We start from the raw sequence: 26,031 nt of genomic DNA, 5'->3' as shown, positions 1-26,031 counted from the left end.
CAACACTCTACCACGGCAACAGCTCGCCGTTGCTATGCCAGAACGACCCCGTATTCTCCAGGTTCAGGGCCTCAATGCGGGCTGCCAGCCCTTTCGCTGACTCCTCCGGTGTGATCAGCCCGCCAAAATTCACCATGCGGGTCTGCACATACCCCGGGTGAAGCTGGGCAACGGCGATGCCACGGGGCTTCAGGTCCATCGCCAGGGATTTGCCGAACGCATTCAGCGCGGCCTTGGAAGCCCGGTACCCGTAGCGCCCGCCGGAATCGTTGTCGGCAATCGACCCCATGCGGCTGGTAATGTTGGCAATCTTGCCACCGGACGGAATCTGGACGTACAGTGCCTCGGCAACCCGCAAAGGTGCGTAGGCGTTGATTTCCATCTGCGTGCGAATGGAATCGAGATCGATGCTCCCGAGCTGTTCATCCTGCAACAGGCCCGCGTTGTTGATCAGCAAGTCGATTTCCCGGCCCTTCAGGCCTTCGGTCAGCTTCCGGATGCCGGCATCGGTGGTTACATCAACACCGTCGATCACGCTCGCAGCCGCTTCCGTCAACTCGGCCGAGGCTTCGCGACAAACGCCGATAACCTCGCAACCCTCGCTTGCAAAGTGTCGGGTCAGCTCCAGCCCAATTCCCCGATTGGCGCCAGTAATTACAACAACTCGTTTATCAGACATCACAACTCCTTAAGCATGAATAGGATAAGATGGCGGGAAACCCACCTGGACAGGACACATACGAAATGTCGTCCCCTTTTGTATTTGCCGTCTTCGCCCTGACATTCATCACACTGGCCGTATTTTACCTGTTTTTCTACCGTAACTGGCGGCGTGAACGGGAACTGCGACACCCCTTTCCGAAAGCGTGGCGCAAGCTGCTGAAAACCAATGTCCCGCTTTACCAGAAACTCCCCGCTCAATTGAAAAAGCGGCTGGAGCAGCACGTTCAGCTCTTTCTCTCAGAAAAAGAGTTCTACGGCTGCGCGGGCTTTCAGGTGGATGACCGGGTAAGAGTCACCATTGCCGGGCACGCCTGCCTGCTTATCCTCGCCCGCCCGTACAGTTCGTATGACGAGGTTCGCAGTATCCTGGTATACCCGGATGTGTACCGGGTTCAGGCGCCCCAAAGCGACGGCCTGGTGGTCAGCGTCAACGAGCAGGTCCGGGCAGGCGAAGCCTCTACCCGGGGGCAAGTGGTGCTGGCATGGTCCGAGTGTGAAGAGGGAGCCATGCACCCGAACGGCCCCCATAATGTCATTCTCCACGAATTCGCCCACCAGCTGGACTACCTCGACGGAACCGCCGACGGCGCACCGCCGCTGAGTGGAGAGCAGGCCAGAGACTGGCAAAAAACCATGACCAGAGCCTACGAGAACCTTCGGGACACCCTGAGGCATCACCGCAAAAGCTGGCTGGATCCCTACGGCGCAACCCAGCCTGCGGAATTTTTCGCGGTGCTGACAGAGGCCTTCTATCAGCAACCCAGACACCTGAAAGCTGAGCAGCCCGGTGTATATGAGGCACTACGAGGGTTTTACCGGCTGGATCCGCTGGATTTCAAAGCCCGTAACCGTTGAACGGAATGAGCGAAGTCATAACCACCTGCGCACCCGTGACTCATAGGCCCTGAACTCCTCCCCGAACAGCTCCCGCAGCGCCTGTTCTTCCGGAATGATCTGGAAGTGATTCAGGTAAAGCACAAAACCGACGACGCCTGACAGCGACCACGCCGATGCCAGAAAGACAGCCCATGCTGACAGGGCAAGAGCAAACCCCACGTACATGGGATTCCTGGAAAAGCGATAAATGCCGGAGCTGACCAAAGAGGAAGCCGCCTCCGGCTTACGGGGATCCACCGTGGTGTTTGCCTGCCGGAACGAAATCACTCCGGCAACACTGAAGAACACCCCCAGGGCGAGCAACAGAGCCGCACCACCCATACGGACAATTTCAGGAACCGGCATACGGCCGGTGACCTGAGACACTCCCCACATGCAGGCGCCAACCACTGCAGCCAGCAACAGAGGCGGAACTTTGCTGGCTAATACCCGCATGATCGGTCTTTCTCCGGGTGCTGGCCAGACGCCCAGCTCCTGATGCTCTGCGCCAATGCCTGCGCCTCTTCCAGCGATTCCGTGGCTTTGCGCAGGGACCACGTTTCCTCTGCCCATATCGCGGCCCGGAGAAACTCATGCGCCCCGAACGTCACCCGGATAATTTCACCGAGCTGGTTGTCACTGAACTGGGTGAGAGCCAGCGCCCCCTGATCACTCAAAGTCAGAAATACCGCGGCTTTGTCACCCTGATCACTCACGGCGACCTTATCGATGTAGCCCGGGCACAACTGGAAAACGGGTTCTTCCTCACCGAATGCCGGAGAGGCACACCCAATCAGCAGGGCCGCAATGGCACACTGCAACTTGAGGCCGGGGCAAACCCGATCAAGCAGAAACGACCCTGTTTTTGCCCATTCGCTTAGCTTCATACATGGCACCATCCGCGCGTTTCAGGGTGTCTTCATACGACCGGTCTGAAGGCAACATGGTCGCCACACCAATGCTTGCGGTTGCGGCGACACCATCAATGGAAAATTGAGTCAGTTCGCTCCTGAAGCACTCACGCAGCCGGTCGGCAAATTGCACTGCATGCTCCCGTTCAATATTGGGCAGGGCAATGACGAATTCATCACCACCAAAGCGACAGGCAGTATCTGTTTTTCTAAGCTCTGATCGACAAATGTTTGCAACCGCAAGGATCATCTCATCACCGGCGTGATGGCCAAGGGTGTCATTGATCTTCTTCAGGTTGTCGAGATCAAACATCAAAATGGACGTTGGCACCGCGTGTCGGTCGAACGTCTCATAATTCAGTGTCAGGTCGCGCTCCAGTTTTCTGCGATTGAAAAGCCCCGTGAGCTGATCGGTGTCGCTGAGTTCCCGCAGCTTGATTTCCAGTTCGTGTCGCTCTGAAATATTACTCGCCACCCAAAGCACAACCGCTTCACCGTCCACCAGGAAATCGAGGGCCTGAATACGGCCCTCGAACCAGATCGGTTGTTCGGGCCCTTCATCGGGCAGCCCTTTTACATCCTTGTTGCTCAGCTCGTACTCTTCGATCAGCAACTTGCCGGTTGCCAGTGCCAGCTCTATCTGTTCAAGAAACCAGTTCGCCTTCTCGGCTTTCACCAGATCGGAAACATACAAACCCACCAGCCCGCTGCCGTCGTGGTAATAACGGGCATCACGGCCCCCGAACACCGCTACATATTTGCCGCTGCGGGACAATATAAAGGCCGGGTCCGGCAATGCATCCAATACGGAGGCCATCTGCTCAATATCAATCATAAAAAGTACTTTGAAATTGCTTTTGAAAACAACGGATGGCCCACGACTCTCTTTACAGTCATCCTCAACACCAGGCCATAATTCTATCGATATTTGAATTAACGTTCACACTTTTCGAGGCTCTGGCAGACTCTGAACCTTTCAGGTTGACCTTCCCGGTTCCCTCCTGCCCCGCGCCCTGTAGAATGCAGCACATCCGATTACTCAAAAGGCCAGACCACCATGATCGATTTCCGCAGCGATACCGTCACCCGCCCTACCCGGGAAATGCGTCAGGCCATGGCCAACGCCGAGGTGGGTGACGATGTGTACGGAGACGACCCAACGGTTAACAGCCTTCAGGCCTATACCGCCGAGCGGTTCGGTTTTGAGTCCGCCCTGTTTACCGCCACCGGCACCCAGGCCAACCTCCTGGCCATCATGAGCCACTGTGGCCGGGGCGATGAGTATCTCTGCGGCCAGTCGGCGCACAACTATCGCTATGAGGGCGGCGGCGCCGCCGTACTCGGCAGCGTGCAGCCGCAACCCATTGAGAACGAGCCTGACGGAAGCATCAACCTCGACAAGGCCCGCGCAGCCATCAAGGCCGATGACTTCCATTTCGCCATGACCCGCCTGCTGTCGCTGGAGAACACCATCGGCGGCAAAGTGCTGTCACTGGACTACCAGCGCCAGGCTCGCGCCTTCTGCGATGACCATCAGCTGCGGTTACACCTCGATGGCGCCCGGGTATTCAACGCAGCAGTAAAGTCCGACTGTGATGTGACCGGGATAACCAAACACTACGATTCGGTGAGCGTTTGCCTCTCCAAAGGACTGGGTGCCCCGGTGGGCTCCATGCTGCTGGGCACAAAAGCCTTTATCGACCGGGCCACACGGCTGCGGAAAATGGTGGGCGGCGGCATGCGCCAGGCCGGCATACTGGCTGCCGCCGGGCGAATCGCTCTGGAGCAGGGGCCGCTTCGATTGCATGAAGACCATGAAAACGCCGAATACCTGACCGCCGGCCTCGCGGATATTGCAGAGCTGGACATCAACGCGGCCAACACCCAGACCAACATCGTCTACGCCCGCTGCCGGTCCGGCAAAGCCATGGCCCTGCGAGACTACCTGGCCGACCAGGGCATCCTTATCACTGCGGGTAAGCCGATCCGGTTTGTGACCCATCTGGATGTGAATCGTGAGGATGTGGATCAGTTGTTGCGGGCTATCCGGCGGTTTTATCAGGCGTCTTCATAGATTCAACAGCATGACCGATCCTGCTGAATGGGCGGGCACGGTGTATCGCCATATGAGCAGAATACACAGCAATCACCAGGCTTTGGTTTGAGCAGAGCCTTGCAGTTTTTGCATTCATAGAAATACTGGCAGGCATCTTCCGGCATGGTCTCTACTTCTTTGTGCCCACAGCCCGGGCAGGTGATTTCAGACCTCAACTTTGGCGTCATAATCAGTCACCCCCAACATTTGTAGCTCCTGCGAGAGCATAACATCAGGCCAGGCGCAGGCGGCCACTAAATTCAGCCTGGCGCCAATGCCGAGGGCGTCTGACAGCCGACAGTCGCAGGGGCCTCATGAATGAGTTCGTCATTCTCAAGGGCTTCTACCATGAAAAGCGCAAAGTCTATACGGCGGGTGAGATTGCTCTCAAGAATGGGGTCACCCACGTGTCGACTCCACACCGGCAACCCCTGGCTTTCCCCCTCCTCTAGGTCACTCCCGCGTACAACGGTCCACCTGGTATCGCTGGCAAAAATTCGACTGCATGCCTCAACCTGATCGTCTAGCTCCACCAGTCGGAAAAGCCTCGCCAGTCCGCCAAATACTTTGACGAGCGCCTTCAGTTTCCAAGAGTAGACATCCTTGCCATCCATGCTGATGTGCCAGCCGCAGGAAAAGATCAGCCGGGCACCCGGTTCCGCATAGTCCAGCACCGACTGTGCAGTGCCGGACGAGTACTGCTGAACACCCCAGGGCACCAGCACCGTCAGTACACCGTCACATCCCGAGACAGCCTTCCTGATCACCTCCCGATCGTTCGTCGCGCCCGGAACGATGGTCATCTGCCCTTTGAAAGCGTCGAGTTTTCCGACGCTTTGCTCCCTGCAGACGCCAACTACTTCATAGCCACGATCCAGCGCGTGCTGAACCATGTACTTCCCGAGTTTCCCCGATGCACCTACGATACAAACCTTGTTCATATCCACCCCTTACAGAGGCACATAGCGCAGTGCTTAGCGGCAGCCTGGATTACTCCATGTTTTGTCCAGACTGGTCCATTTTCATCCGCTCATAAGATCTGCTTCACAACCGGAAAGCAGAGCCGGTGAATCAAGCCGGAATCGCGGCAATGACCATAATTTCCACTTTCCATTCCGGTTTGGCCAGATCGCCTGTGACACAGGCACGAGCTGGGGTACGTTCCGGCACAACCCAGGCATCCCAGGCGGCATTCATTTCCTGGAACTCGGCCATGTCGGTTACCCAGATGGTCGCAGACAGAATGTGGGATTTATCGGTACCGGCCTTGGCCAGAAGTTGATCAATGCCTTGCAGAATCTGTTCGGTCTGTCCGCGCATACCGGCACTGGCGTCATGAGCTACCTGGCCTGCCAGATAGGCGGTGTTGCCGTGCACGACGACCTGACTCATGCGCTGGTTGCTATCGATGTAATGATCACTCATAAAACACACTCTCTTTAGTTGAAAAAAGCGGGAAGCCCGCACCATTAACCACAACGGAAGCCCTGCAGAAAGGCGGTGAGATTATCACCGAGACTGTCAGTGGGATAGCCGCCCTCCTGAACAATCACTTTCGGGCCTTTAACCTGAGCCAGGCGCTGGCCAATGCGGTAAAAATCCTCGGTTTCCAGCGTCATCCCGGCCAGCGGGTCATCCTTGTGGGCATCGAGCCCGAGTGCGATGACGATGGCCTGAGGCTGGAATTCAGCCAGGGTTGATAACAGGCGCGACAAGGCCTGTAAAAAGTCGATGCCGTTGGCGCCAAGTGGCAGGGGCACATTACGGTTATACCCCTTGCCATCGCCCTCCCCATCTTCGTCCGCCGCACCCCAGTAAAAGGGGTAGTAGTCCGCAGGGTCGACATGGACCGATCCAGTCCAGACGTCGTTTCGTTGCCAGAAAATGTCCTGGGTGCCGTTGCCGTGATGCACATCGACATCAACGATGGCGACGCGATCATAGCGCTCCCGCAATACTGTGGCCGCCAGAGCCGAGTTGTTCAGGAAGCAGAAGCCCCCCGCCCGCTCCGGCCCGGCATGGTGGCCCGGCGGCCGACACAGGGCGTAGCTCGCAACCTCACCTTGCAGCACAGCATCGGCGGCGGCCTGGGCTGTTGTTGCACTGGCGAGGATGCCGGTATAACTGCCTTCATCCATCGGACAGGCCATATCGTGCATGTGCCAGCCTGCCTGGCCGACTATGTGGCGTGGGTAAAACCGGGCATAGCCACAGGGGTGTGTATTGGGAGCCACTACATCAGATGCACCAGACAGGGCTCGCCAGCGCTCCACCGCGTTCTCAAGGAAAGTCAGATAGCGAGGGGTATGAATGCGTTTCAAACGGTCCAGGAGGAGCGGATCCCGGGTAAGTTCTGGCAATAAAGTCAGGCTGGCATTCGTGGCTTCAATTGCCGTTTTCAGTCGCTCGAAGCGCACCGGCTGCTCCGGTGAGGGTGCAGGTTGACCGCGAAGAAAAAAGTGCTTCGGCGCGTGAAGCGATTGCGCCTCGTGGTAAAAATATTTCACGATTCACAGCCTAGTGATGACCGCCAAGGTGTTTGCGCAGGAAGTTGCGTGTGCGCTCCTGCTCCGGATTACTGAACAGCTTCTCCGGGGTGCACTCTTCAACGACGACGCCCCCGTCCATAAACATGGCCCAGTCTGAAACATCGCGCGCAAAGGTCATCTCGTGTGTCACAATCAACATGGTCATGTGTTCCTCTGCCAGGCCGCGCATTACCCGGTTAACTTCTTCGACAAGCTCTGGATCCAGGGCTGACGTTGCCTCATCAAACAGCATCACCTTGGGCTGCATCGCCAGCGCCCGGGCAATGGCCACCCGTTGCTTTTGACCGCCCGACAACCAGTTGGGAAACACGTCAGCTTTTTCGGCAAGGCCGACCCGGTCGAGCAATTCCATGCCCAGTTCGTGGGCAACTTTCTTATCCATGCCTTTCAGCTTTCGAGGTCCCAGGATGACATTGTCAATCGTGGACAGATGGGGAAAGAGATTGAAGTGTTGAAACACCATGCCCATGTTCTGGCGGACGTGGTTGATGTGGCGTTCAAATGCGAGGCCGTTCATATCAGGCCGGTTCACCTGAACGCCATCAAGAAGGATCTCACCCTGGTCAATCACCTCCAGGTGATTGACCGAGCGTAACAGAGTGCTCTTGCCAGAACCGGAAGGGCCGATGATGGATACAATCTTTCCACGATTCACCGTCAGGTTGATGCCTTTTAAAACTTCCAGATCGCCAAAACGCTTGTATACATTGCGGATTTCGACCATTGGAGTGTCGATTTGATGCTCAGTGCTCATGGGTTCTACCGCCTTTTATACTGTTATCGATTTGGATCTAGCGACGATAGGCCGCCTGCCGCTCCAGCCAGGCCTGACCCAGCTCCATAAAGATGTTGATCACGTAATACAGCAGTGCGATAACGATGAAAAACTCGAAGGGTCGGAACGATACGCTGATCGCATACTGGGAGGCATACACCAGCTCGGCCACACCAATGGCGGATAAGACCGAGGTATCTTTCACCATTAAAATCATATTGTTGCCCAGCTGCGGGATCGCGCGAATAAAGGCCTGTGGCACAATGATGTAGACAATGGTGGCAATATGTCCGAAGCCGAGCGACCGTGACGCTTCATACTGACCGCCGGACACTGACTTGATGGTGGCAATGAAAATGTCGGCATTGTAAGCCATGTAGTGAAAGCCCAGCCCAAGAATGCCAACCAGGATGGCGGGAATCAGAATCCACTCGCCGAGGCCGAAATACAAAAAGTAAAGCTGTAACAGCAATGGCGTCGTCATGAACAGCCAGATAAAGAAGCGCAATGGCCAGCTCAGAACCTTATTGATATAAATGGAGATCACCGCCACCACCAGCCCACCCACAATCGACAGGAAGGCAACCGCGATGGCTACCAGAGAAGCCACCCCCAGGCCTTTCAGCAAGGTAGGGAAGTAGGTTATTACCGGACCGAAATCAAGTTCCATCTCCGCGTCCTCCTATTGGGTCGTGTAGCGCGTCGCGCGACGGTAGGCCAGTTCAATGATGCCCATCACCGCGTAGACAATGACGATGTACATCAGCGCACTAAGGGTGAAAATCTCCAGGGGCTTGTAGGTCGAACCGATCAACCGCTGAGCCTGATACGTCAGCTCAACAACGGAGATGATGGAAACCAGAGAGGAATTTTTCACAAGTACAATGGCTAACACGCCGACCGAACGAATCATCAGCGGGGCGGCTTGCGGCAACACGATAGACACCATCGTTTTTACCTTGCCAAACCCCAGTGATCTGGCGGCCTCTGTCTGGCCGTTATCCACAGACTCGATAGAGCCGCGAATCGCTTCACTCATATAGGCGCCAATATTGAAGGCGCCTACGAAGATACCGCACGTGATGGGGTCAAGCCTGAAGCCAATACTCGGGCCGCCATAAAATACCAGCAACAATTGGACGAAATAGGGTGTCCCGCGCACCACGCTGACATAGCCCCGGGCAAACCAGCGGATGGGTGCAAAGCGAAACGTCTGCAAGAACACCAGCCCACAGGCGACAAAAAACCCAAAGAACATTGAACGAGCAGAGACGTCTATCGTGACCCATGCGGCCTTGATTAACAGGGGCGTGACCTCGACCATCAAGTTAAAATCCATGGTCATACCTTCCTAGCGATTGTTGTTGATACAACGCTCGACATGTTGTCGCCGAGAGCGAAGTGAAAAGTGGGGTGAAAGGCGAACCTTCACCCCACTTGCCCCGCCTTTACTCGATGTTGGCGCCCTCGCCAATCCACTTGTCGACAATGTCCTGGTACGTGCCATCAGCCTTGATTTCTGCCAGGGCAGTATTCAACGCTTCAAGCAGTTCAGGGCTGTTTTTTTGAACAGAAATGGCGGCAGGCCAACGTGGCAATTCACCAACGTCGACCATCTTGATTGCGGGTGAGTCCTCCTGCATGGCAACCAGCACAGGCACATCATCGGCAATCATCAGATCGATGCGGCCTGTGGTCAGGCCGTTCATCATGCTCGGCAGGCCCTGGAAGGTCTGGTTAGTCCATTTGCCTGCGCCATTTTCCACTGCCCACTGGTTGCCGGTTTCACCCAGGGTTGAGCCGACCTTTTTGCCAGCAAAGTCTTCAATGCTGTTAATGTCGTCGGTGCCTTCTTGCACCCACACTGACAGCCCGGCGCTGTAGTAAGGGTCGGAAAAGTCAATTGCCTTCCGACGCTCTTCGGTATTGCTCATGCTGCAGATGCAGGCATCAAAACGGCCACCGACCATGGCGGCGATGATGCCGTTCCAGGGCGATGATTGAACGTTGACCTCAACGTCCATCTTTTCAGCCAGGGCCCTGGCAATATCAACATCAAAGCCAACCAGTTCGCCCTTGGTGTTCACAAAACTGAAGGGAGGGTACGCGCCGGAATTTACAACCTGAAATACGTCATCACGAATTTCATCCATATCACGCGCCTGCGCGGGCATGGCGACCATGGCCGCTGCACTGGCGACTATTGCTGCGACAGCCAGAGATTGGGAGAACCTTTTAGTAAGAGTCTTCATATTCTTCTTCCTGTTCAGACTTTTTTATAAAGCAATGCACACATCGATGCATCGCACCTCTTCACACTGGAACTGTTGAGCCAGGATCGATCGCTTTTATCCATCCACGTTAATTATAGATATAACTATTTTGTTTGCTGGTAGGGTCACCTCCTGTCCGTTTTCTCCTGATGCACGCGTCTAGTGGGGATTGCCCGGCATCCGACACGGCAAAGGGCAAAACTTCATCGATAAAGGTCATGACTCTGCCTCTCCGGTGGCAAACGTCAGCTCCGCTTCGGTCTTGGCCTGCAAATCAGCGTTACTGATCTGGACCAGTTTTTCACGCACCACCAGGCCTTGCGGAGTAATGTCCATCACAGCGAGGTCGGACACTATGCGGTTAACGCAGGCTTCAGCCGTCAAAGGTAATCGGCAATTTTTAAGGATCTTGGGTCGACCGTGTTTATCAGTATGGGTCGTCAGCACGACGATGCGCCGTGTCTTTTGTGCCAGCTCCATGGCACCACCAATCCCTGGCGAAAATTTGCCCGGAATTTTCCAGTTGGCAAGGTTGCCGTGCTCGTCGACTTCGAAGGCGCCAATCATGGTCAAATCCAGGCGAGCGCGACGAATCATGGCGAAAGAGACAGCACTGTCGAACAGACTGGCCCCCTCGCGAAGGGAAACATAGGCGCCGGCAGCATCAATGAGGAAGGGGTCCATTTCCTCTGGTGGACTCTGCTTCCAGGCACCGAGAATGCCGTTCTCCGAATGGATCTGTACATCGAAGTCGTCCGGAAGGTAACGGATAACCTGCGTTGGCAAACCAATACCCAGATTAACAATGCTGCCCGGGGTGATTTCATTCACCGCCCGGCCCAAAATGCGTTCAGCGGCGGACATGATGCTCCAGAATCCCGTAGTCAGAGGTGAGTGATTCCAGCGGTACAATGCTGTCGACGAAGGCCCCCGGCGTATGCACCTGTTCCGGTTTGAATCGGCCGGGCTCACCGAGATCCGGCGTTTCAGCAATGACGTGGTTCGCAGCCATGGCCATCAAGGGGCTGAAGTTGATAGCCGAGCCCCGATACACCAGATTGCCGATCCAGTCCGCCTGTGCGGCATGAATGAGAGCATAGTCAGCCGACAACGCCATCTCGACCTTGTAGGTCTGACCTTGCCATTCGAGCAGATCTTCTGGCCGGGTAATCTCGGAATGGATGCCGATGTCAGTGAGGAAACCAAAGCTGCCAGCACCGGCGGTGCGAATCTTTTCGGCCAGAATGCCCTGGGGATGAAACTCAACCTCAAATTCGCCCTGGTTCATTAAATCAATCACGCGTTTGTTCAGGCCAATATGCGTGGTGATCAGCTTGCTCACCTGGCCATTCTCCATCAGCCTGCTCAAACCATGACCGGGTTCGTTGGCATCGTTCTTGATAAGCGTCAGACCGGTCTGTCCCTGACGCACCAGTTCATTGATCAGGCTGAACGGCGTACCCGGATTGCCAAAACCACCGACCATAACCACAGCTCCGGACGGGATGGCGGCGATGGCATTTTCCAGGCTTTGATTCTTTTTCATGAACAGACCGCCTGCTCTCGCGCTACCTGTTCAAAGGCAGCCAGGCTGTCGTCCAGCAGGGCGATTATGTCGTCAATGTCCGTAGTGGTGACGGTCAGGGGCGGTGTAATCAACACATGATCCCCCTCCAGGCCATCCAGGCAACGCCTCGGATAAATCAGCAGGCCACGGGCCTTGGCCAGAGCGGTGAGCTTGTCGAAGGCATTGAACGATGCCGGGAACGGCCGCTTTCCCGCCTTGTCCTGCACCAGTTCCACTCCCTGCAACAAGCCGATGCCCCGTACATTGCCAATGCAGTCATACTTGAGAGCCAGTTGGTCAAGTTGCTGACGAAGATAGGCACCCTGCTCTACCGCATTGCTGACAAGCTGTTCCGAGCTCATCACACCAATGACAGCAAGGGCCGTAGCACAGGCCAGGGGGTTACCGGCGTAGGTATGGCCGTGCATGAAGCCGCCACTGCGACTCACCTCGTCAACCAGCTCCTGACGCGCCATCATGGCCGCGATGGGGTAGTAGCCAGAACCGAGCCCTTTGGCCAGCGCCATAATGTCGGGCACCACATCGAAATGCTGGTAGGCAAACCAGGCACCGGTACGGCCCATGCCGCTGAGCACTTCGTCCATAATCAGCAGGCAACCGTAGCGGTCACACAAAGCCCGCAGCCCTTCCATATAGGCCCTGGTGACCATGCGTCCGCCGGTGCTGGCACCGCCAACCGGCTCCAGCGCCAGGGCGGCAATGGTCTCCGGGCCTGCCGCCAGAATGGCGTTTTCGGTCTGTTCCAGCACCGACGCAATGTGTTCTTCAACGCTGGCTTCCCGGTAACGGTACAAATCCGGCGAGGGCACCTTGACAGAGCCAAGAGTGATCGCGCGATAGGGCGCCTCCAGGGGCTCATACCCGGTCAGTCCAAGTGCTCCGATGGTGCTGCCATGGTAGGAAGGGCGCAGCGAAACAAACTTGCAACGCTCTGGCTGCCCTTTGGCGACGAAATACTGGACCGCCAGTTTGATCGCGCTCTCGACCGCTTCTGAACCGCTGCCGACAAAAAAGACTTTGTCCAGCTCACCGTCGGTCAGATCAACCAGTCTGGTTGCCAGGTCCAGCGCGACCTGGCTTTCGAACTGGGTGCGATAACTGAAAGCAACCTTATCGAGTTGCTCAACCATGGCGCGTTTTACGGTGGGATGATTGTGGCCAATATTACAGGTGATGGCACCAGAGCAGGCATCGATGTAACGGCGCCCTGTGGTATCCCAGATATAAATGCCATCGGCATGGCTGACCAGCGGCATGTCATTACTGGTCAGATAGAACAAAGCGTTGCTGGACATGGCATCAGCTATCCTTGCAAAAGGATCGGTGTTTTTTTGATCGATTTTCATTATAGGAACAGCTAAACATTTATTTCAACGCATAATGTTTTTTCATTATTTGATGATTTAAAATCATGTTTTAGTCCAGAAAATCGCCTCCGAGATCAGCCGATATGAGCGACATAAATCTTAATTCTCTGAAATCTCTGCTTATTTTTAAAACGCTTTACGAGACCGGCACGGCCACACGGACCGCCCGGGATTTGGGCATTACCCAGTCTGGCGTCAGTCGATCTCTGGCGCAGTTGGAAGAAAATATTGGAATTCCGCTCTTCATGCGGCACAAGAAGCGGCTAATCGCTCTGCCTGAGGCCGATGAGCTCTATGGTGAGATTCTTGGTTTGCTGAGCAACTTGGAGAACATGAAGCACAGCATTGTGTCACTGCGCGAATTTGGCGCCTCGCGCATACGCATCGCCTCTGCACCGGCTCTGGGTTTTGCCTATGTCCCCAAAACCATCGCCCGTATTCTGAGTGACAACCCTAAATACAGCATCTACCTGGACATCATGCCCAGCCCGGAAGTGGTTCGTGCGGTTGAAGCGGGTTATTTCGATGTCGGATTTGTCACCCTTCCGGTTACCAGTCAGGTACTGGCGGTTGATGAGTTGATCTCAACCGAAGCCGTGTGTCTGATGCCAAAAAACCACAGCCTGGCCAAAGCCAGGGTGATCACAACAGAGGACCTCAAAGGCCAGCACCTGGTCATACCCAACCAGCCCAATCTGGCCGCCGACCAGCTCCTGCTGCACCTGTCGGAGAAAAACATTCGCATCGCCGGTAAAACCGAAGCCAACATCGCTGCCATTTGCTCACTGGTTGCCAACGGTGTCGGTATCACCCTGATCAACCCCATCACAGCCTACGACCACCAGGCGGCCCGTGATGACCTTCTGATCAAGCCGTTCAAGCCGGCCTTTCACTATCGTTTTGGACTGGTGTACAAGCAGAAATGGGCGAACAACCGGTTAATCGGTTTGCTCAAGGAAATGATACCGGCATTGCCGGATCACCTCGGGAAAAACGCACATACGCCTGAGTGACTTGAGGCAGTCATTCAAGGTCGGGAGGGCCAGCATACCGGACTTCACTGCGCCGGTTCGGATTCGGCTGTTGAACCGGAGGCATAAAAAACCGATCACATGAAATTGGTCAGCTTTAACACTCAGCCAAAGAAAGTAACTCGAAACCGGTTAACTGATAGCCAATCCATTCATCTTTTGGCTTAGCACCAAGTGATTTATAAAATTCAATAGCAGTTTCGTTCCATTCAAGCACACTCCACTCAAGCCTTCCGCACCTATTATCCAAAGCAATTTTAGCCAGATGCTTTAGAATACACTTTCCTGCCCCACTACCCCGCTCCGCATGAGTTACATACAAATCCTCAAGGTAGAGACCATGCTTTCCTAACCAGGTTGAATAATTAAAATAGTAAACGGCAAAACCAATTGGCTCACCTTGTTTCTCGCAAATAACAGCTTTTGTAGAAGAATTTTCAGCAAAGAGCGAATTCTTAAGAGACGACTCAGTAGCGCGGACTTCATGTTCAGATTTCTGATATTTTGCTAATTCTTTAACAAACCCGAGAATTAAACCTGAGTCATCTTTATTTGCTTCTCGTATTACAACTGACATTGAAACTCCATGTGAAAACTAACGCCTGGGCTGAGGGGCGTTTGTGGGGCACGCACCGCGTACGGAACAAACATCACACTCCAACGACTTGTTGGCTGTCATCGATTCTGAACACGTTCTTTCTGAATCACCAAATTATCGTTTTTCAGTTTTCCATATTGTGTCCGGTATGGTCCATCTTCATGTCCTGTTTCCGCATGCCACCGTCCAGCGGCTTTACCGTCAGCTCAACGTCCATGGCCTCGGCACCGTCAAACCGCAGAGTGACGGGTATGCTCTCCCCTTCCACCAGGGGCGATTTCAGCTTTTCCAGCATCAGGTGGTAGCCGTGGGGTTTGAGCTCTACGGTTTTGCCTGCGGGTATGGTCAGGCCGCCTTTCACAGGCTGCATGCGCATTACGCCGTCTTTCATGCTGGATTGGTGAATGGAGATTCGGGCAGCCCGGGGGGTTTCGGCGCTGGTGAGGGTAATGGTCTTGTCGCCACTGTTGGTGATGGCCAGGTAACCTACACCCATGGGGGTGCCTGGGGGGGTTGGGCGGCTCCAGGGGTGATCGATTTTTACGTGGCCAAGAGCGTAGTCATGGGCGAAGCCACAGGCAGACCACAGGGCCAACAGCAGGGCAACGGTCGCGGTTCGAATTTTCATATCAGCGGTTTCCTTACGGCAAACAGGTAGTTACCAGTTAGAATAGGGGCATTGACACCCCACCGCCAAATGATTTGCTGCGTCTTATCGTCGCAGCAGTTCAGATGACTTCAGCGGAGAGGGCGTCCCGTATCTGGGCCATGGATTGCGGTTTGCTGAAGTAGTAGCCCTGGAAGCGGCGGCACCCCATGTGAAGCAGCGCATTCACCTGATCTTCCAGCTCCACCCCCTCGGCAATCAGCTCCATGTTGTGGTTGCGGGCAATGGCGATGATGCTCTCAATCATGTTTCTGGCTTTTTCATCATCCAGAATGTGGTCCACAAAGCTCTTGTCGATCTTCAGTTCATCAATGGGTAGCTGGCGTAACAGGCTGAGAGAGGAGTAGCCCGTGCCGAAGTCGTCCATGGAAACCCGGATACCCTCCGCCCGCAATCGCTCCAATGTATTGAGTACCCGAGCAAAGTTATACATGAAGAGCGTTTCCGTGATCTCAAGGACCAGGTGTCTGGGGGGCACGCCGTGTTTAGCGAGTACGCTCAGTACGGAATCCACGAAATCCGGCTGGGTGAACTGAATAACCGAGATGTTCACGGCAAGATCGAGGTGATCACCCAGGTCAGACCGCAACTCACTGAATTCGCGAATGCTCCTTTTCAGAACGTAATGCCCCAGCGGCACCATCAGGCCACTCTGCTCGGCCACTGCGACAAACTCCGCCGGCGAGACGAACCCCAGCTCCTCGTCCTGCCAGCGAACAAGCGATTCCAGTGCGACGGTTTGCCCCTTTTCATCCACCTGGGGCTGGTAAACCATGTAGGGCGCCTCTAGCGCGAGGCCGTAGCGAAGCCGTTGTTCAATGGTCAGCCGGCGCAAATACGCCATTTCCATTTCTTTCAGGTAAACACACGCGGAATTGCGGTTTTTCTTGGCTTCATACACTGCAAGGTGCGCACCGCGGATCAGGTCGCTGAAGGAGTCGCCATGATCGGGGTAAATGACGACGCCGACACTGGCCGTAACCTGCAACTGCAACCGCTCCACCTCAACGGTATCAGCCATTTGATGAACCAATGAGATGCACGCCTTCTCAAGAGCCTGCAGGTCGACATTCCGGGTGAGAACGGCGAACTCGTCACCTCCGAGCCGGGCAAGGTCATCAGAGCTTTCAAGCATCTGCCAGAGCCGCTGGCTGAACTGCTGAAGCGTCTTGTCACCGTACTCTTCCCCAAACCGGTCGTTAATGCCGCGGAAATTATCAATATTCACGACCACCAGGCCGAACGGACGGTCTTTTGAGATCAGGTATTCAACACGGTCCATCAGCCCGGCACGGTTAAGCAATCCGGTCAGGTCATCGTGCCGCGACTGGAACATCAGTTGCTGATGCCGCTTGCGCTCAGTCCGGTCAATTACCCGGAAAAGAAGAAAGAGAACGCTACTCACAGCGACATACGCAAGGAAGTAACCCAAAAACGACCGGGCGAACTCCCGATGGACAGGCGCCATTTTGGTTTCCGATAACACCCAAAGCTGGTAACGCTTGTTGAACACGCCTGCCATCAGAACGTCATGCCCATCTCGCTGCATCCTTACAGAGACTGCTTCCTTACTGGCAAAGACGTCCTCGAAGGGCATGTTGAGCTGTTTCTCAAAGCTTCGCCGATTCGAAAGTTTCCGGTCCTCTGGAATCCTGATCTCGGAAAACTGCTCAGGTCCCACACCTTCCTGGGACATGAATTGCACATAACCATCAGCTTCCCGAAACAGAATGACAGCATCGTCTGGTCCATCGTGGAGGGTCTGGTCAAACACCGTTGGCCCTGATCCAATCTGCAGGCCTGCCGTCATCACCGCTACCACATCACCCTCGGGTGACCGGAGGGCCTTCCGGATGGGAATTACCCATGAACCCAAAGCGTCCATGAAGTAGGTTCGGCCCAAAACCATGGAATCCGATTCCAGAGCCTGTGCAAAGCCCTCTCTGGTCTCCGGGTGGGTTCGCAGGTTGGGGAGTATCGAGAGATCCAGATTAGAACTGACTCTGACGAGCTTTCCGTTCGGGCGCGCCAGTCCGAATCCGATCAGTGAGGGGTCGGCTCGCAGAATGCTGTCCAGCAACGGGATCCGCCGGCTTCGGGACCAGATATCCTCTTGCCGCAACAACTCACGCCCCACCACATCCAGCACGAGCTCCTGGGTGCGAAGCACACTGTCGACAGATTGCGCCACCAATTTGGCCCGGGCTTTCTGATAGCTCTCATGATCGGAAAGGACGGTTTGCCAGCGGGAATAGAGATTAAAACCCAGAAGCGCCACGCCACCAGACAGGATCAGAAAGAACAATGCCCAGATATTTCGTTTGATGGCAAGCACCGGTATTCCTTGGGAGTCGTGGCGGAAAAACACGCGGGAAACCACCCGGTGAAGCAACAGGTAGCTAATTCACCGCTCCATAAGAATCTGAATCCGGCGTATTTTTCAGTCCCTTACCATAACGCAGTATTCATGATCTGGACAGTGCCTCGACGACAACGGAATGATCAACGGAACCTTTCCCTCGATTTCGTGACAATAGAGAAACTCTGGCTTGACGAAGCAAACGAGGCTGCCCGGCCGGAATGGCTCTGGAAACTTTCAAATGAACCCAATGGCAGGAGTGGAAAATGAATGTGATGTCGGTCCTCAATCAGGTGATGAATCAAGCCCAAGGCGGTCAGTCACGCGGAGGCGGTGGAATGGGTGTCAACGGGGTGGTGGACAGCCTTAGCTCTCATTTCACAGGTGGACAGAGTTCTGGCGGCGGCAGTGGGATTGACGTCAAAAGCCTTCTGGGCGGCGGTGCCCTGGGGCTGATGCTGGGCTCAAAACGCGGCCGCAAGATGGGCGGAAAAGCTCTGAAATACGGCGCTTTGGCGGGCGTGGGCGTACTGGCCTGGAAAGCCTACCAAAACTACCAAACCAATACCCAGAGCGGCGGGCAACCAGCCGGCTCCCAGCAGGGTCAACCGCTGGAGCAGCTACAGGGACAGGCGCAGGAGCAGCGTGGCCTGGAAATATTGCAGGCCATGATTATGGCTGCCCGGGCGGATGGCCATATCGATGCCAACGAGCGCGCATTGCTTACCGGGGAGATTGAGAACCTGGGACCGGATGACGAGCTGCATGCCTGGATTCAACAACAGTTCGATGCACCTCTGGATGCCAACGCACTGGCCCGGAACGCAGATTCGCCTCAGGCCAGCCGGGAGATATACATCGTCAGCGCAGTCATGATTGATGAGCAGAACCCGATGGAGCGCGCCTGGCTTGACCAGCTCGCGACGGCTCTAAACCTGGATGCGGGGATGGCCAGAGAACTTGAGCAACAGATCCAGACCGCAACCAGCTGATACTCTGCGGTGCACCGGGGGCAGCGCAGTCAATCCCTCTCTGGGGAGGCTGGCTGCCCTGGCAGCCAGCGCCCAAGGCGCGCGGACTTGGTCAAACCTTTTTGACGAATTCCGACTTCAACTTCATTGCACCGATACCGTCAATTTTGCAATCGATATCGTGGTCACCCTCCACCAGGCGGATGCTCTTCACCTTGGTACCCACTTTCACCACCGAACTGGAGCCCTTCACTTTAAGGTCTTTAATCACTGTGACTGTATCACCGTCCTGCAGTTCATTGCCGTTGGCATCACGAATCACCTTGCCCGCCTCGGCCTCAGCCGCTTCGGCTTCTGTCCATTCATGGCCACATTCCGGGCACACAAGCTGAACGCCATCTTCGTAGGTGTATTCAGAACCACACTGGGGGCAAGGAGGAAGCTGGGACATTATCATTTCCTGTTAATTGAATGGGAACAGGATTATACCATCAACGCCCCGGCGAAACCCGGGCAAGCACCTCGGGCGAGTCCGACAACGGCAAGGCAATAATCACCCCCTCATTGGACGACGGATAAATCCCGGTCAGCGCCGTTGTATTAACCTGGTGGGAAACCATGATCACCGGCGCACCTGGCGGCAACTCGTTCACGCCCTCAATCGTTTCGCGAGTCTGATCCGGCCCATCGCCCCGGCTCTGGAAGAACGAATTCAGCGGGGCCCACCCGGTCACCTCCCCCATGTTCAACTCCGTTGCGGTATCCATACAACGGCACCACTGGCTGGAAAAAACCCGCGCCTCGGTGATGCCGTGTTCTGCCAGAAACGGCTTCCAGGACCGCGCCTGCTCCCGCCCAGTCTCATTAAGATTCCGTTGGGTGCTGCAATCACCCAGCTTGAAGTTCGCCGGGTCGCCCGTGCCCGGCGCCAGCGCATGGCGCATCATCAGAACCGCGTTACCCTCGCGGAGGGCTTTCCAGGCATCAGAGTTGCCGTCGTTTGCGAGCGACGGAAGCGAGATAACAAAAGCCAGTATTCCTGAAACCAACATTCTCAGAGACATAACTATTACTCCTGCTGAAAACCTTAGCCGGCAAACCTGAGACGGCGCGGAACTGCCCGCGGTTTCGAATCGAGACATTGAGAGGGTTCTTCCAAAAATGTCGGAGGCCAGGGAAGGCCGGAGACAAGCCCACATGGATGTGTTCGTAGCGGTTTTTGGAAGAACCCTCTCGATGTCTCAGCCACCAAAACCAACAGGCATATAGAGCTTTACGTGGCAATCAACTACCAAGCTCACATCAACAACCGTTAAACTCCGCGAAGACAACAAACCAATGAAGGAACCAACCATGCCAATCTGGGTCGACGCCGACGCCTGCCCCGTACCCATTCGGGAAATCCTCTGCCGTGCGGCTACTCGCTGGCAGGTCCAGACGACCTTCATCGCCAACCACGCCATTACCCTGCCGCCCAGCCAATACATCCAGCGCCGGCAGGTACCTCAGGGCTTCGACGTGGCAGACAACGAAATCATGGACCAGATGACCGAGGGCGACCTGGTGATCACGCAGGACATCCCTCTGGCCGCCGAAGCCATCGAAAAAGGCGCGGACGTATTCAACCCACGGGGCCAGGCGTTCACCAAAGAAAACATCCGCCAGCGCCTGGCCATGCGCAACTTCATGGAAGAAATGCGAAACGCCGGCGAGGTTACCGGTGGCCCCCCACCCTTCAGCCAGACCGACCGCAAAGAATTCGCCGACAAACTGGACCGCTGGCTGCAACGCAATCGTAAACACTGATTGAACATGGCGGTTCCCCGCCGCGTTCTGGACCTGTTGGCCAAGCCGGTGCACGTGCACGATGAAGCGCGCCAGCCTTTGAAGGGGCCCGTCAAAGTCGACGTCCATTTCGAAAAAGTAAGCTTTCACTATCGCTCCAGCGGCGACAGATAATAGTAGGTGCTATCCTGAAATATTCTCGACACCAGGCGAGTTGACTGACTTTTACGATGACTTCGGGGAGGTTCTGATGGGCCCATTCAAACATCTGGCGATGACATGCAGCCTTTTTCTTGCGAGCGTACCCTTGGCTGTTGGCCAGACCTTCTCGTCCGATCGCCTGGAGTTCCGGCTGGAAACCGTTGCCGCCGGGCTAGCCTATCCATGGAGCCTCGCCTTCCTTCCGGATGGTTCCGCGTTGGTAACCGAAAGAGCCGGAAGACTGCGGATGATTCGGGATGGTGCGCTGGAGGCCGACGCCATCTCCGGGTTACCAGAACTGGTCGTCTCGGGCCAGGGCGGCCTTCTCGATGTGCTTTTACATCCCGCGTTTGCCGACAACCGAACACTGTTCCTGAGTTATGCCCACCGAACCGGCAGTGGCATGACCACGAGGGTTGCCAAAGCGACATTACAACAGGACCGACTGGAAAACGTTGAGGTGATCTTTGAAGCCCTGCCCCGCTCCGGCAGCACTCGGCATTTCGCCGGGCGGATGGCATTCGACAGCAGTGGCTACCTTTACGTTGCCGTTGGTGACCGGGGCGAAATGGATCGGGCCCAGGACACAGCCGACGATGCCGGTGGCGTTCACCGGATGACCGTGAACGGCGAACCTGCCCCCGGGAACCCCGGGCTGAATAATTCACGCATTAACGACACCTTTTACACCTGGGGCAATCGCAATATCCAGGGCATGACCGTGCATCCGGACACTGGTGACATCTGGACTCACGAACACGGCCCCCGTGGCGGAGACGAAATCAACATCCTTCGCGCCGGCACCAATTATGGCTGGCCTGAAATCACCTACGGCATCGATTACTCGGGACTCCCGATCACCCTGGACACCCGGAAAGAGGGCATGGCCCAGCCTCTGCACTACTGGGATCCATCCATTGCGCCCTCGGGCATGGCCTTCTACACAGGGTCTCTGATCCCCGAGTGGCAGGGCGATTTATTTGTGGGCGCACTCAAGCTGCGGAAGCTGGTCCGCCTCAGGATTACGGATGACATTGTGCGCGAGGAAGAAGATCTTCTGACGGATTTCGGGGAACGCATCCGTGACGTGCGGATGGGACCGGACGGAGCCCTGTGGCTCCTGACCGATGCCTCGAACGGGAAGGTTCACCGGTTGGTTCCGGCTCAGTGAGGATCGTTGGTTCTTTCGGTTTTTTCGAACTGGGGAATGTCGTCGGTAATCTCGAACCAGTCTGATTTTGAGCCCACGTAAACATGCTGTGACGGGCCCTTGCCAAGGGGTTCGTTGATCACACCAACCCGCAGGCGAAGAATCCCCGGGATGGCATCTACCCGGCTGTAAAGCTGGCTGCCACAACGGCTGCAGAAGGCCCGGTATTTGCCAGGCCGGGACTCAAACTCGGTCACGAGCGCTTCGCCAGACAGGAAACGGAAGCGGATTTTCTGGACCGGAGAGCTGGCAGAGAACGCACTGCCATGGGCTCGGCGGCACTGGCTGCAGTGACACAAGGCAACCGGTCCGAGCGGGCCGTCGTATTCAAAGGTGATATCGCCGCACAGGCATTGGCCGGTATACATAACTCTTACTCTCGGTTTAGCGGGTCGCGTCAATTCAGCGCCGATGATACCCGCCGGCCACTTGAAGAACCAGAGAGCCGGCACCATCTAACGAATACACAGATCGAACAGGAGGAAAGTATGTCGTTCAGCACACTTCCGAGCATCGGCATGGGAACGTTCCGGTTGAAGGGTAATGACGCACGGGATGCGGTTAAAAGTGCCCTGTCGCTGGGTTACCGGCACATTGATACTGCCCAGATGTACGGGAACGAAGCGGAAGTCGGCGATGGCATTACATCCAGCGGCATCCCCCGCCGCGAGATTTTCCTCACTACGAAAATCTGGCACGACCAGCTACGTGCAAGTGACCTGATCAACAGCCTGCATGACAGCCTCGCCCGTCTGAAAACCGACCATGTGGATCTCACCCTGATTCACTGGCCGTCTCCGGACGACGAAGTGGCCATGGAAGAATACCTGGGGGCTTTGCGGGACGCGCAACGGGAAGGCCTTACCGATCACATCGGCATTTCAAACTTCACCTGCGCCCAGATGGACAAGGCGAAGGAAATCCTCGGCGAAGGCGCCATATTCACCAACCAGGTAGAAGTACATCCGTTCCTGGCCAACCGTAAAGTCGTGGAGCATGCCCAGAAGCTCGGCATTACCGTGACAGGCTACATGCCTCTTGCTGTTGGCAAGGTGATGGAAGACGAAACCCTGCAGCGGATCGGCCAAACACATAACGCAACGCCGGCCCAGATCGCCATTGCCTGGGTAGCCGCCCGTGGCGTCGTGCCGATTCCTTCATCTACCCGCTCAGCTCACCAGAAAGCGAACCTGGATGCGTTGAACATCAAACTGAGCGAAGACGAAATCCGGGCTATTGACGAGCTGGATCGGGGCGAGCGGATTGCAAACCCGGGCTTTGCCCCGGACTGGGACTGAGCCACAACCCGGCGCCAGCCAGCAGCAGCGTGGCCAGTGGGGTAATGAGCAACCACCAGGTTTGCAACACCCAGAACATGGCCGCGCTGAACAGACTCCACAGCACCAGCAGCGGCAGATAAAGCCAACGCCAGGGCCCTGTCATCAGAGCAAGAGCCAGGGCGCCGGCGGCGGCTGTTGTGCCTGGCGCCACGCCAAAGAGCGCCACCGACTGCCAATCGCCGGTATCAGCCACTACCAACCAGGGCAAACCACACACAGCTGCCAGCCAGAAGAGCGCGAGCTGCTTTGCTCGCAGCGTTTGCCCATGGACACCCCCGAAATGCGCTGCGGCTGCAAGCAGGCCGCCCTGCGCAACAAAGGCCCAGCCAAACCACGCCGCTGGCCAGTTAATGGGTCCGAAGTAGCCCACCAGAAATCCGTAACCACTGCTCGCCCAGGCCGCAGCCATCAGTCCAACAGCCAAACGCGAGGCACGAAGATCCCGTTGCAGAAGCAGTAACGGCATACCCACGGCAACCACCACAGCCAACAGTTGCCAGGGCCAGAGGTCCTGATTGATCCGAACAAACAGCCGCAGAAACACCTGCGGCCCGAACATCACAAAATCCTGGAGCGAATAACTCAGCCAATCCTCACCACTCACAGGGACCTCACGTAATTCGCCATCCGCCGACGCTGCTCCGGGTTTGGCAGGGCCCCGTAGAGTGCGCCCATATTTTCCTTCATGTGCTCAACCTTGCTTGTGGCCGGAATCGCACAGGTCACCGCTGGGTGGGAGATGATGTACTTGAGAAAGAACTCTGCCCAATTACTGACGCCAGCCTCACCAGCCCACTCAGGCAAAGGCTCCGACTGGAATCGGCGAAACAGCGAACCACCCTTGAACGGCCGGTTTACAATCACCCCGATTCCCCGTTCCTCTGCCAGGGGCAGCAAACGATCCTCGACCTCACGATCCAGGACGTTATAAGTCAGCTGCACAAAATCCAGCGGTTCACGCTCCATAAACCGCTCGAAATCACCATGGCGACGACCGTGGGAAGTCGTGATACCGATATATCGCACCTCCCCGTCCGACTTCATCTGTTTCAACGTTTCAAGATGCCCTTGCCAGCCCAGCAGATTGTGCACCTGTAACAGATCAAACCGCTCAACGCCCCAACGCTGCTGGGAACGCGCCGCCGCCTGTCGGGTTTCCGACTCGTCGCCAGTCCAGATTTTGGTGGCCGCAAAAATCCGGTCATGTGCATCCAGCGCATTCAGCGCCTCACCCACCACATCAGAGGCGCTGCCGTACATGGGAGAGCCATCCACAACCGTGCCGCCGAGATCGAAAAAGGTTTTCAGAACCCTGGTGCGCTGCTCAACCAGCTGCGTGTCGCCACCCACATTGAAGGTGATCCAGGTACCCATGCCGATCGCCGGAATGGTTTCGTTGGTTCCGGGAATCCGGCGGGTGATGGGTGAAGAAGAGGGATTCCCTGCCATGTTCGCCAATATGCGAGGGGATGTCAGTGCTAATCCTACCAATCCGGAACTAACTAGAAACTGCCTTCGAGTAAACCGATTCTTCATACCTGCTGCCCCACTGCCATGAATTTCATTGCGAATAGCACGTGGCCCTAAAGCGCGAGCGGGTCATCCCTTTGACAGACCGTGGAGGGCCAGGGATGGCCCGACCGAGCCTACATGGAAGTATTTACGGCGTGTCTGGCAAAGGGATGACCCGCTCGCGCGGCTACTTCATGGCTGACAGTCCTACAAACAGGTCAGTTCCCGTACTCACGATCCAGGTATTTCAGAATCCGAGAGGACTCAAACAGCCCTTCCCCAGTATTGGGATCCTCCAGATAAGGCACCTGAACCCGCTTGTGCACCTGAAAGAACGCATCCCGTTTGCCACCCGGAATGGGCGTATATGGCCCCGGCTTGATGCGCTGCTTCGCTGGCCCGAGCTCTGACCAGTGCTCTTTTGCAAGGTTATGGAGCGTATAGGGGATTTCCAGCTCGCACAGCTTCTCCCGCACCAGTCGCGAAAACGGGCTGCCCTCGAAGCTCCACAAATGCAGCGGTTGCTCCGGCCGCTTCCCGGGACTGGCCCGCAGCCCCCTCATGGCACTGGTCACGGAGGCCACCGAACCCAGAACCGGCTGCCAGACCCGGCCCCGGTAATATTTGGGCACTGGCCCCCCGGCGTACTGACGGAAAAGATACTCAATGATCTCCTCAGACTCATACATCACCACGCCGGTGTTCTGGTCCGCCAGCAACGGAAACTGCTGTTTGCCACCAAGCGCCTCGGCCTGCTCCCGAAACACCGAACCACCTGTTGGACAGGGGCGGATTTCCACATCCAGGTTCAGAGCGGTCAGGGCTTCACGGACCCGGCGGCAGTATGGGCAGCCTTCCATATCGTAGAGCACGATCGGCTTTTCCGGTTGGGGCACATGCTTCACCACCAGGCAACCACGCCAGCCTGTCAACGAAGAGGTAGCGACCGAGCCCAGAACATGAGCGTTATGAGACAACATTTTGGACATAAATAAACCTTCTGTTGGAGACCACGCCATTATCACGCAATCTGACGATTTTCCATTGGCTCCCGGGAACGTTAAATTTTGGACACCTAACCTCATGATTCAAAAGGGCACTTACAAGGCGTCACAAAAGTTCAATACAAACAACGACTCTACTGCCATTTTTTAACGTCATGTAGAGGTTTTCTGCATAGTATGGCGGACAAAGATGGGC

32 protein-coding genes are annotated in these 26,031 nt (G+C 56.0%); 8 read left to right on the top strand and 24 right to left on the bottom strand.

Annotation, left to right across the window (positions count from 1 at the left end; all coding sequences use genetic code 11):
- Nucleotides 1–7: 7 nt before the first annotated feature.
- Nucleotides 8–679, bottom strand: a complete 672-nt coding sequence (locus KFJ24_RS02125; RefSeq protein ID WP_250829446.1) for an SDR family oxidoreductase — start codon at nucleotides 677–679, stop codon at nucleotides 8–10.
- 65 nt (nucleotides 680–744) lie between these two features.
- On the opposite strand from KFJ24_RS02125, the gene KFJ24_RS02120 reads away from it, so the two are divergent.
- Complete coding sequence (locus tag KFJ24_RS02120) at nucleotides 745–1,578, top strand: zinc-dependent peptidase (protein ID WP_250829445.1); 834 nt, start codon at nucleotides 745–747, stop codon at nucleotides 1,576–1,578.
- A gap of 15 nt (nucleotides 1,579–1,593) precedes the next feature.
- On the opposite strand, the gene KFJ24_RS02115 is transcribed toward KFJ24_RS02120, so the two are convergent.
- Genes KFJ24_RS02115 through KFJ24_RS02105 form a run of 3 tightly spaced genes read right to left on the bottom strand, consistent with a single transcriptional unit; the run spans nucleotide 1,594 to nucleotide 3,345 of the window.
- The gene (locus tag KFJ24_RS02115) at nucleotides 1,594–2,055 is read right to left on the bottom strand and encodes a methyltransferase family protein (RefSeq protein WP_250829444.1); all 462 of its coding nucleotides are present in this window, start codon (nucleotides 2,053–2,055) and stop codon (nucleotides 1,594–1,596) included.
- The gene (locus KFJ24_RS02110) at nucleotides 2,043–2,486 is read right to left on the bottom strand and encodes a hypothetical protein (protein ID WP_250829443.1); all 444 of its coding nucleotides are present in this window, start codon (nucleotides 2,484–2,486) and stop codon (nucleotides 2,043–2,045) included. Before KFJ24_RS02110 ends, KFJ24_RS02115 begins: the two co-directional genes overlap by 13 nt.
- On the bottom strand, nucleotides 2,443–3,345 hold the full coding sequence (locus tag KFJ24_RS02105) for a GGDEF domain-containing protein (protein ID WP_250829442.1): 903 nt from the start codon (nucleotides 3,343–3,345) through the stop codon (nucleotides 2,443–2,445). The genes KFJ24_RS02110 and KFJ24_RS02105 overlap by 44 nt, the downstream gene beginning before the upstream one ends.
- Before the next feature lie 222 nt (nucleotides 3,346–3,567).
- Between KFJ24_RS02105 and ltaE the strand changes: the two genes are divergently transcribed.
- The gene (gene ltaE / locus KFJ24_RS02100; RefSeq protein WP_250829441.1) at nucleotides 3,568–4,584 is read left to right on the top strand and encodes a low-specificity L-threonine aldolase; all 1,017 of its coding nucleotides are present in this window, start codon (nucleotides 3,568–3,570) and stop codon (nucleotides 4,582–4,584) included.
- 2 nt (nucleotides 4,585–4,586) lie between these two features.
- Here the strand turns inward: ltaE and KFJ24_RS02095 are convergent, their stop codons facing one another.
- The 11 genes from KFJ24_RS02095 to KFJ24_RS02045 form a co-directional block, all read right to left on the bottom strand.
- A complete protein-coding gene (locus KFJ24_RS02095; protein WP_250829440.1) occupies nucleotides 4,587–4,793 on the bottom strand; it encodes a GDCCVxC domain-containing (seleno)protein in 207 nt (68 codons plus the stop codon).
- 72 nt (nucleotides 4,794–4,865) lie between these two features.
- Nucleotides 4,866–5,546: an NAD(P)-dependent oxidoreductase gene (locus tag KFJ24_RS02090; protein ID WP_250829439.1), complete on the bottom strand. Its 681-nt coding sequence runs from the start codon at nucleotides 5,544–5,546 to the stop codon at nucleotides 4,866–4,868.
- 130 nt (nucleotides 5,547–5,676) lie between these two features.
- Nucleotides 5,677–6,030: a RidA family protein gene (locus tag KFJ24_RS02085; protein WP_250829438.1), complete on the bottom strand. Its 354-nt coding sequence runs from the start codon at nucleotides 6,028–6,030 to the stop codon at nucleotides 5,677–5,679.
- Between the two features lie 44 nt (nucleotides 6,031–6,074).
- A complete protein-coding gene (locus tag KFJ24_RS02080) occupies nucleotides 6,075–7,112 on the bottom strand; it encodes a histone deacetylase family protein (protein WP_250829437.1) in 1,038 nt (345 codons plus the stop codon).
- 10 nt (nucleotides 7,113–7,122) lie between these two features.
- The gene (locus KFJ24_RS02075) at nucleotides 7,123–7,908 is read right to left on the bottom strand and encodes an amino acid ABC transporter ATP-binding protein (protein ID WP_284709142.1); all 786 of its coding nucleotides are present in this window, start codon (nucleotides 7,906–7,908) and stop codon (nucleotides 7,123–7,125) included.
- A gap of 37 nt (nucleotides 7,909–7,945) precedes the next feature.
- Nucleotides 7,946–8,599 carry an amino acid ABC transporter permease gene (locus KFJ24_RS02070; RefSeq protein ID WP_250829436.1) on the bottom strand — a complete coding sequence of 218 codons (654 nt, stop codon included), beginning with the start codon at nucleotides 8,597–8,599 and terminating at the stop codon, nucleotides 7,946–7,948.
- 12 nt (nucleotides 8,600–8,611) lie between these two features.
- On the bottom strand, nucleotides 8,612–9,268 hold the full coding sequence (locus KFJ24_RS02065; protein ID WP_250829435.1) for an amino acid ABC transporter permease: 657 nt from the start codon (nucleotides 9,266–9,268) through the stop codon (nucleotides 8,612–8,614).
- A gap of 109 nt (nucleotides 9,269–9,377) precedes the next feature.
- Entirely contained in the window at nucleotides 9,378–10,181 is an 804-nt protein-coding gene (locus KFJ24_RS02060) for a transporter substrate-binding domain-containing protein (protein ID WP_250829434.1), read from the bottom strand.
- Nucleotides 10,182–10,418: 237 nt separating this feature from the next.
- The gene (locus tag KFJ24_RS02055) at nucleotides 10,419–11,066 is read right to left on the bottom strand and encodes a 3-oxoacid CoA-transferase subunit B (protein ID WP_250829433.1); all 648 of its coding nucleotides are present in this window, start codon (nucleotides 11,064–11,066) and stop codon (nucleotides 10,419–10,421) included.
- The gene (locus KFJ24_RS02050) at nucleotides 11,053–11,748 is read right to left on the bottom strand and encodes a CoA transferase subunit A (protein ID WP_250829432.1); all 696 of its coding nucleotides are present in this window, start codon (nucleotides 11,746–11,748) and stop codon (nucleotides 11,053–11,055) included. The genes KFJ24_RS02055 and KFJ24_RS02050 overlap by 14 nt, the downstream gene beginning before the upstream one ends.
- Nucleotides 11,745–13,085 carry an aspartate aminotransferase family protein gene (locus KFJ24_RS02045; protein ID WP_250829431.1) on the bottom strand — a complete coding sequence of 447 codons (1,341 nt, stop codon included), beginning with the start codon at nucleotides 13,083–13,085 and terminating at the stop codon, nucleotides 11,745–11,747. The genes KFJ24_RS02050 and KFJ24_RS02045 overlap by 4 nt, the downstream gene beginning before the upstream one ends.
- 155 nt (nucleotides 13,086–13,240) lie before the next feature.
- Between KFJ24_RS02045 and KFJ24_RS02040 the strand changes: the two genes are divergently transcribed.
- Nucleotides 13,241–14,170: a LysR family transcriptional regulator gene (locus KFJ24_RS02040; protein WP_250829430.1), complete on the top strand. Its 930-nt coding sequence runs from the start codon at nucleotides 13,241–13,243 to the stop codon at nucleotides 14,168–14,170.
- Nucleotides 14,171–14,285: 115 nt separating this feature from the next.
- Here KFJ24_RS02040 and KFJ24_RS02035 read toward each other — a convergent pair whose 3' ends face one another.
- The 3 genes from KFJ24_RS02035 to KFJ24_RS02025 form a co-directional block, all read right to left on the bottom strand.
- Nucleotides 14,286–14,765 carry a GNAT family N-acetyltransferase gene (locus KFJ24_RS02035; RefSeq protein ID WP_250829429.1) on the bottom strand — a complete coding sequence of 160 codons (480 nt, stop codon included), beginning with the start codon at nucleotides 14,763–14,765 and terminating at the stop codon, nucleotides 14,286–14,288.
- Nucleotides 14,766–14,910: 145 nt separating this feature from the next.
- A complete protein-coding gene (locus KFJ24_RS02030; protein ID WP_250829428.1) occupies nucleotides 14,911–15,414 on the bottom strand; it encodes a copper chaperone PCu(A)C in 504 nt (167 codons plus the stop codon).
- Nucleotides 15,415–15,514: 100 nt separating this feature from the next.
- Entirely contained in the window at nucleotides 15,515–17,788 is a 2,274-nt protein-coding gene (locus tag KFJ24_RS02025) for a putative bifunctional diguanylate cyclase/phosphodiesterase (protein ID WP_250829427.1), read from the bottom strand.
- Between the two features lie 362 nt (nucleotides 17,789–18,150).
- On the opposite strand from KFJ24_RS02025, the gene KFJ24_RS02020 reads away from it, so the two are divergent.
- Entirely contained in the window at nucleotides 18,151–18,804 is a 654-nt protein-coding gene (locus KFJ24_RS02020; protein ID WP_250829426.1) for a tellurite resistance TerB family protein, read from the top strand.
- Nucleotides 18,805–18,895: 91 nt separating this feature from the next.
- Here KFJ24_RS02020 and KFJ24_RS02015 read toward each other — a convergent pair whose 3' ends face one another.
- Both KFJ24_RS02015 and KFJ24_RS02010 read right to left on the bottom strand, forming a co-directional pair.
- Nucleotides 18,896–19,234 carry a zinc ribbon domain-containing protein YjdM gene (locus KFJ24_RS02015; RefSeq protein ID WP_250829425.1) on the bottom strand — a complete coding sequence of 113 codons (339 nt, stop codon included), beginning with the start codon at nucleotides 19,232–19,234 and terminating at the stop codon, nucleotides 18,896–18,898.
- A 40-nt stretch (nucleotides 19,235–19,274) separates the two neighbouring features.
- Entirely contained in the window at nucleotides 19,275–19,847 is a 573-nt protein-coding gene (locus tag KFJ24_RS02010; protein WP_250829424.1) for a histidine phosphatase family protein, read from the bottom strand.
- Nucleotides 19,848–20,136: 289 nt separating this feature from the next.
- Here KFJ24_RS02010 and KFJ24_RS02005 point away from each other — a divergent pair, with 289 nt between their 5' ends.
- The 3 genes from KFJ24_RS02005 to KFJ24_RS01995 all read left to right on the top strand — a co-directional run bounded on the left by KFJ24_RS02005 (nucleotide 20,137) and on the right by KFJ24_RS01995 (nucleotide 21,940).
- Entirely contained in the window at nucleotides 20,137–20,589 is a 453-nt protein-coding gene (locus KFJ24_RS02005; protein ID WP_250829423.1) for a YaiI/YqxD family protein, read from the top strand.
- A 6-nt stretch (nucleotides 20,590–20,595) separates the two neighbouring features.
- Nucleotides 20,596–20,742 (top strand): hypothetical protein, encoded by a 147-nt coding sequence (locus KFJ24_RS02000; protein ID WP_250829422.1) that lies wholly within the window; start codon nucleotides 20,596–20,598, stop codon nucleotides 20,740–20,742.
- 76 nt (nucleotides 20,743–20,818) lie between these two features.
- Nucleotides 20,819–21,940: a PQQ-dependent sugar dehydrogenase gene (locus KFJ24_RS01995; RefSeq protein ID WP_250829421.1), complete on the top strand. Its 1,122-nt coding sequence runs from the start codon at nucleotides 20,819–20,821 to the stop codon at nucleotides 21,938–21,940.
- On the opposite strand, the gene KFJ24_RS01990 is transcribed toward KFJ24_RS01995, so the two are convergent.
- The gene (locus tag KFJ24_RS01990; protein WP_250829420.1) at nucleotides 21,934–22,347 is read right to left on the bottom strand and encodes a GFA family protein; all 414 of its coding nucleotides are present in this window, start codon (nucleotides 22,345–22,347) and stop codon (nucleotides 21,934–21,936) included. The two genes, KFJ24_RS01995 and KFJ24_RS01990, sit on opposite strands and share 7 nt — an antisense overlap.
- A 120-nt stretch (nucleotides 22,348–22,467) precedes the next feature.
- Here KFJ24_RS01990 and dkgB point away from each other — a divergent pair, with 120 nt between their 5' ends.
- Nucleotides 22,468–23,277: a 2,5-didehydrogluconate reductase DkgB gene (gene dkgB, locus KFJ24_RS01985; RefSeq protein WP_250829419.1), complete on the top strand. Its 810-nt coding sequence runs from the start codon at nucleotides 22,468–22,470 to the stop codon at nucleotides 23,275–23,277.
- On the opposite strand, the gene KFJ24_RS01980 is transcribed toward dkgB, so the two are convergent.
- The 3 genes from KFJ24_RS01980 to KFJ24_RS01970 all read right to left on the bottom strand — a co-directional run bounded on the left by KFJ24_RS01980 (nucleotide 23,213) and on the right by KFJ24_RS01970 (nucleotide 25,820).
- Nucleotides 23,213–23,923, bottom strand: coding sequence for a DUF6064 family protein (locus tag KFJ24_RS01980; protein WP_250829418.1), 711 nt, complete (start codon nucleotides 23,921–23,923; stop codon nucleotides 23,213–23,215). The genes dkgB and KFJ24_RS01980 overlap by 65 nt on opposite strands.
- On the bottom strand, nucleotides 23,920–24,768 hold the full coding sequence (locus KFJ24_RS01975; RefSeq protein WP_250829417.1) for an aldo/keto reductase: 849 nt from the start codon (nucleotides 24,766–24,768) through the stop codon (nucleotides 23,920–23,922). Before KFJ24_RS01975 ends, KFJ24_RS01980 begins: the two co-directional genes overlap by 4 nt.
- Before the next feature lie 281 nt (nucleotides 24,769–25,049).
- A complete protein-coding gene (locus KFJ24_RS01970) occupies nucleotides 25,050–25,820 on the bottom strand; it encodes a glutathione S-transferase N-terminal domain-containing protein (RefSeq protein ID WP_250829416.1) in 771 nt (256 codons plus the stop codon).
- Nucleotides 25,821–26,031 lie beyond the last annotated feature (211 nt).

This window comes from Marinobacter sediminum (genome assembly GCF_023657445.1).
Classification (GTDB): Bacteria; Pseudomonadota; Gammaproteobacteria; order Pseudomonadales; family Oleiphilaceae; genus Marinobacter; species Marinobacter sediminum_A.
Note: the sequence above shows the minus strand (reverse complement) of the source record. Positions and strands in the feature narration are given on the sequence as shown.

Bases quoted from the DNA above. Each gene is read 5' to 3' on its own strand.
- KFJ24_RS02125 (WP_250829446.1), bottom strand. From the start codon at position 679: ATGTCTGATAAACGAGTTGTTGTAATTACTGGCGCCAATCGGGGAATT.
- KFJ24_RS02085 (WP_250829438.1), bottom strand. From the start codon at position 6,030: ATGAGTGATCATTACATCGATAGCAACCAGCGCATGAGTCAGGTCGTC.
- KFJ24_RS02070 (WP_250829436.1), bottom strand. From the start codon at position 8,599: ATGGAACTTGATTTCGGTCCGGTAATAACCTACTTCCCTACCTTGCTG.
- ltaE (WP_250829441.1), top strand. From the start codon at position 3,568: ATGATCGATTTCCGCAGCGATACCGTCACCCGCCCTACCCGGGAAATG.
- KFJ24_RS02050 (WP_250829432.1), bottom strand. From the start codon at position 11,748: ATGAAAAAGAATCAAAGCCTGGAAAATGCCATCGCCGCCATCCCGTCC.
- KFJ24_RS02065 (WP_250829435.1), bottom strand. From the start codon at position 9,268: ATGGATTTTAACTTGATGGTCGAGGTCACGCCCCTGTTAATCAAGGCC.
- KFJ24_RS02090 (WP_250829439.1), bottom strand. From the start codon at position 5,546: ATGAACAAGGTTTGTATCGTAGGTGCATCGGGGAAACTCGGGAAGTAC.
- KFJ24_RS02000 (WP_250829422.1), top strand. From the start codon at position 20,596: ATGGCGGTTCCCCGCCGCGTTCTGGACCTGTTGGCCAAGCCGGTGCAC.
- KFJ24_RS02060 (WP_250829434.1), bottom strand. From the start codon at position 10,181: ATGAAGACTCTTACTAAAAGGTTCTCCCAATCTCTGGCTGTCGCAGCA.
- KFJ24_RS02095 (WP_250829440.1), bottom strand. From the start codon at position 4,793: ATGACGCCAAAGTTGAGGTCTGAAATCACCTGCCCGGGCTGTGGGCAC.
- KFJ24_RS02110 (WP_250829443.1), bottom strand. From the start codon at position 2,486: ATGAAGCTAAGCGAATGGGCAAAAACAGGGTCGTTTCTGCTTGATCGG.
- KFJ24_RS02055 (WP_250829433.1), bottom strand. From the start codon at position 11,066: ATGTCCGCCGCTGAACGCATTTTGGGCCGGGCGGTGAATGAAATCACC.
- KFJ24_RS01975 (WP_250829417.1), bottom strand. From the start codon at position 24,768: ATGGCAGGGAATCCCTCTTCTTCACCCATCACCCGCCGGATTCCCGGA.
- KFJ24_RS02020 (WP_250829426.1), top strand. From the start codon at position 18,151: ATGGGTGTCAACGGGGTGGTGGACAGCCTTAGCTCTCATTTCACAGGT.
- KFJ24_RS02045 (WP_250829431.1), bottom strand. From the start codon at position 13,085: ATGTCCAGCAACGCTTTGTTCTATCTGACCAGTAATGACATGCCGCTG.
- KFJ24_RS02035 (WP_250829429.1), bottom strand. From the start codon at position 14,765: ATGTCAGTTGTAATACGAGAAGCAAATAAAGATGACTCAGGTTTAATT.
- KFJ24_RS02075 (WP_284709142.1), bottom strand. From the start codon at position 7,908: ATGAGCACTGAGCATCAAATCGACACTCCAATGGTCGAAATCCGCAAT.
- KFJ24_RS02005 (WP_250829423.1), top strand. From the start codon at position 20,137: ATGCCAATCTGGGTCGACGCCGACGCCTGCCCCGTACCCATTCGGGAA.
- dkgB (WP_250829419.1), top strand. From the start codon at position 22,468: ATGTCGTTCAGCACACTTCCGAGCATCGGCATGGGAACGTTCCGGTTG.
- KFJ24_RS02105 (WP_250829442.1), bottom strand. From the start codon at position 3,345: ATGATTGATATTGAGCAGATGGCCTCCGTATTGGATGCATTGCCGGAC.
- KFJ24_RS02115 (WP_250829444.1), bottom strand. From the start codon at position 2,055: ATGCGGGTATTAGCCAGCAAAGTTCCGCCTCTGTTGCTGGCTGCAGTG.
- KFJ24_RS01970 (WP_250829416.1), bottom strand. From the start codon at position 25,820: ATGTCCAAAATGTTGTCTCATAACGCTCATGTTCTGGGCTCGGTCGCT.
- KFJ24_RS02040 (WP_250829430.1), top strand. From the start codon at position 13,241: ATGAGCGACATAAATCTTAATTCTCTGAAATCTCTGCTTATTTTTAAA.
- KFJ24_RS02015 (WP_250829425.1), bottom strand. From the start codon at position 19,234: ATGTCCCAGCTTCCTCCTTGCCCCCAGTGTGGTTCTGAATACACCTAC.
- KFJ24_RS02010 (WP_250829424.1), bottom strand. From the start codon at position 19,847: ATGTCTCTGAGAATGTTGGTTTCAGGAATACTGGCTTTTGTTATCTCG.
- KFJ24_RS01990 (WP_250829420.1), bottom strand. From the start codon at position 22,347: ATGTATACCGGCCAATGCCTGTGCGGCGATATCACCTTTGAATACGAC.
- KFJ24_RS02120 (WP_250829445.1), top strand. From the start codon at position 745: ATGTCGTCCCCTTTTGTATTTGCCGTCTTCGCCCTGACATTCATCACA.
- KFJ24_RS02030 (WP_250829428.1), bottom strand. From the start codon at position 15,414: ATGAAAATTCGAACCGCGACCGTTGCCCTGCTGTTGGCCCTGTGGTCT.
- KFJ24_RS01995 (WP_250829421.1), top strand. From the start codon at position 20,819: ATGGGCCCATTCAAACATCTGGCGATGACATGCAGCCTTTTTCTTGCG.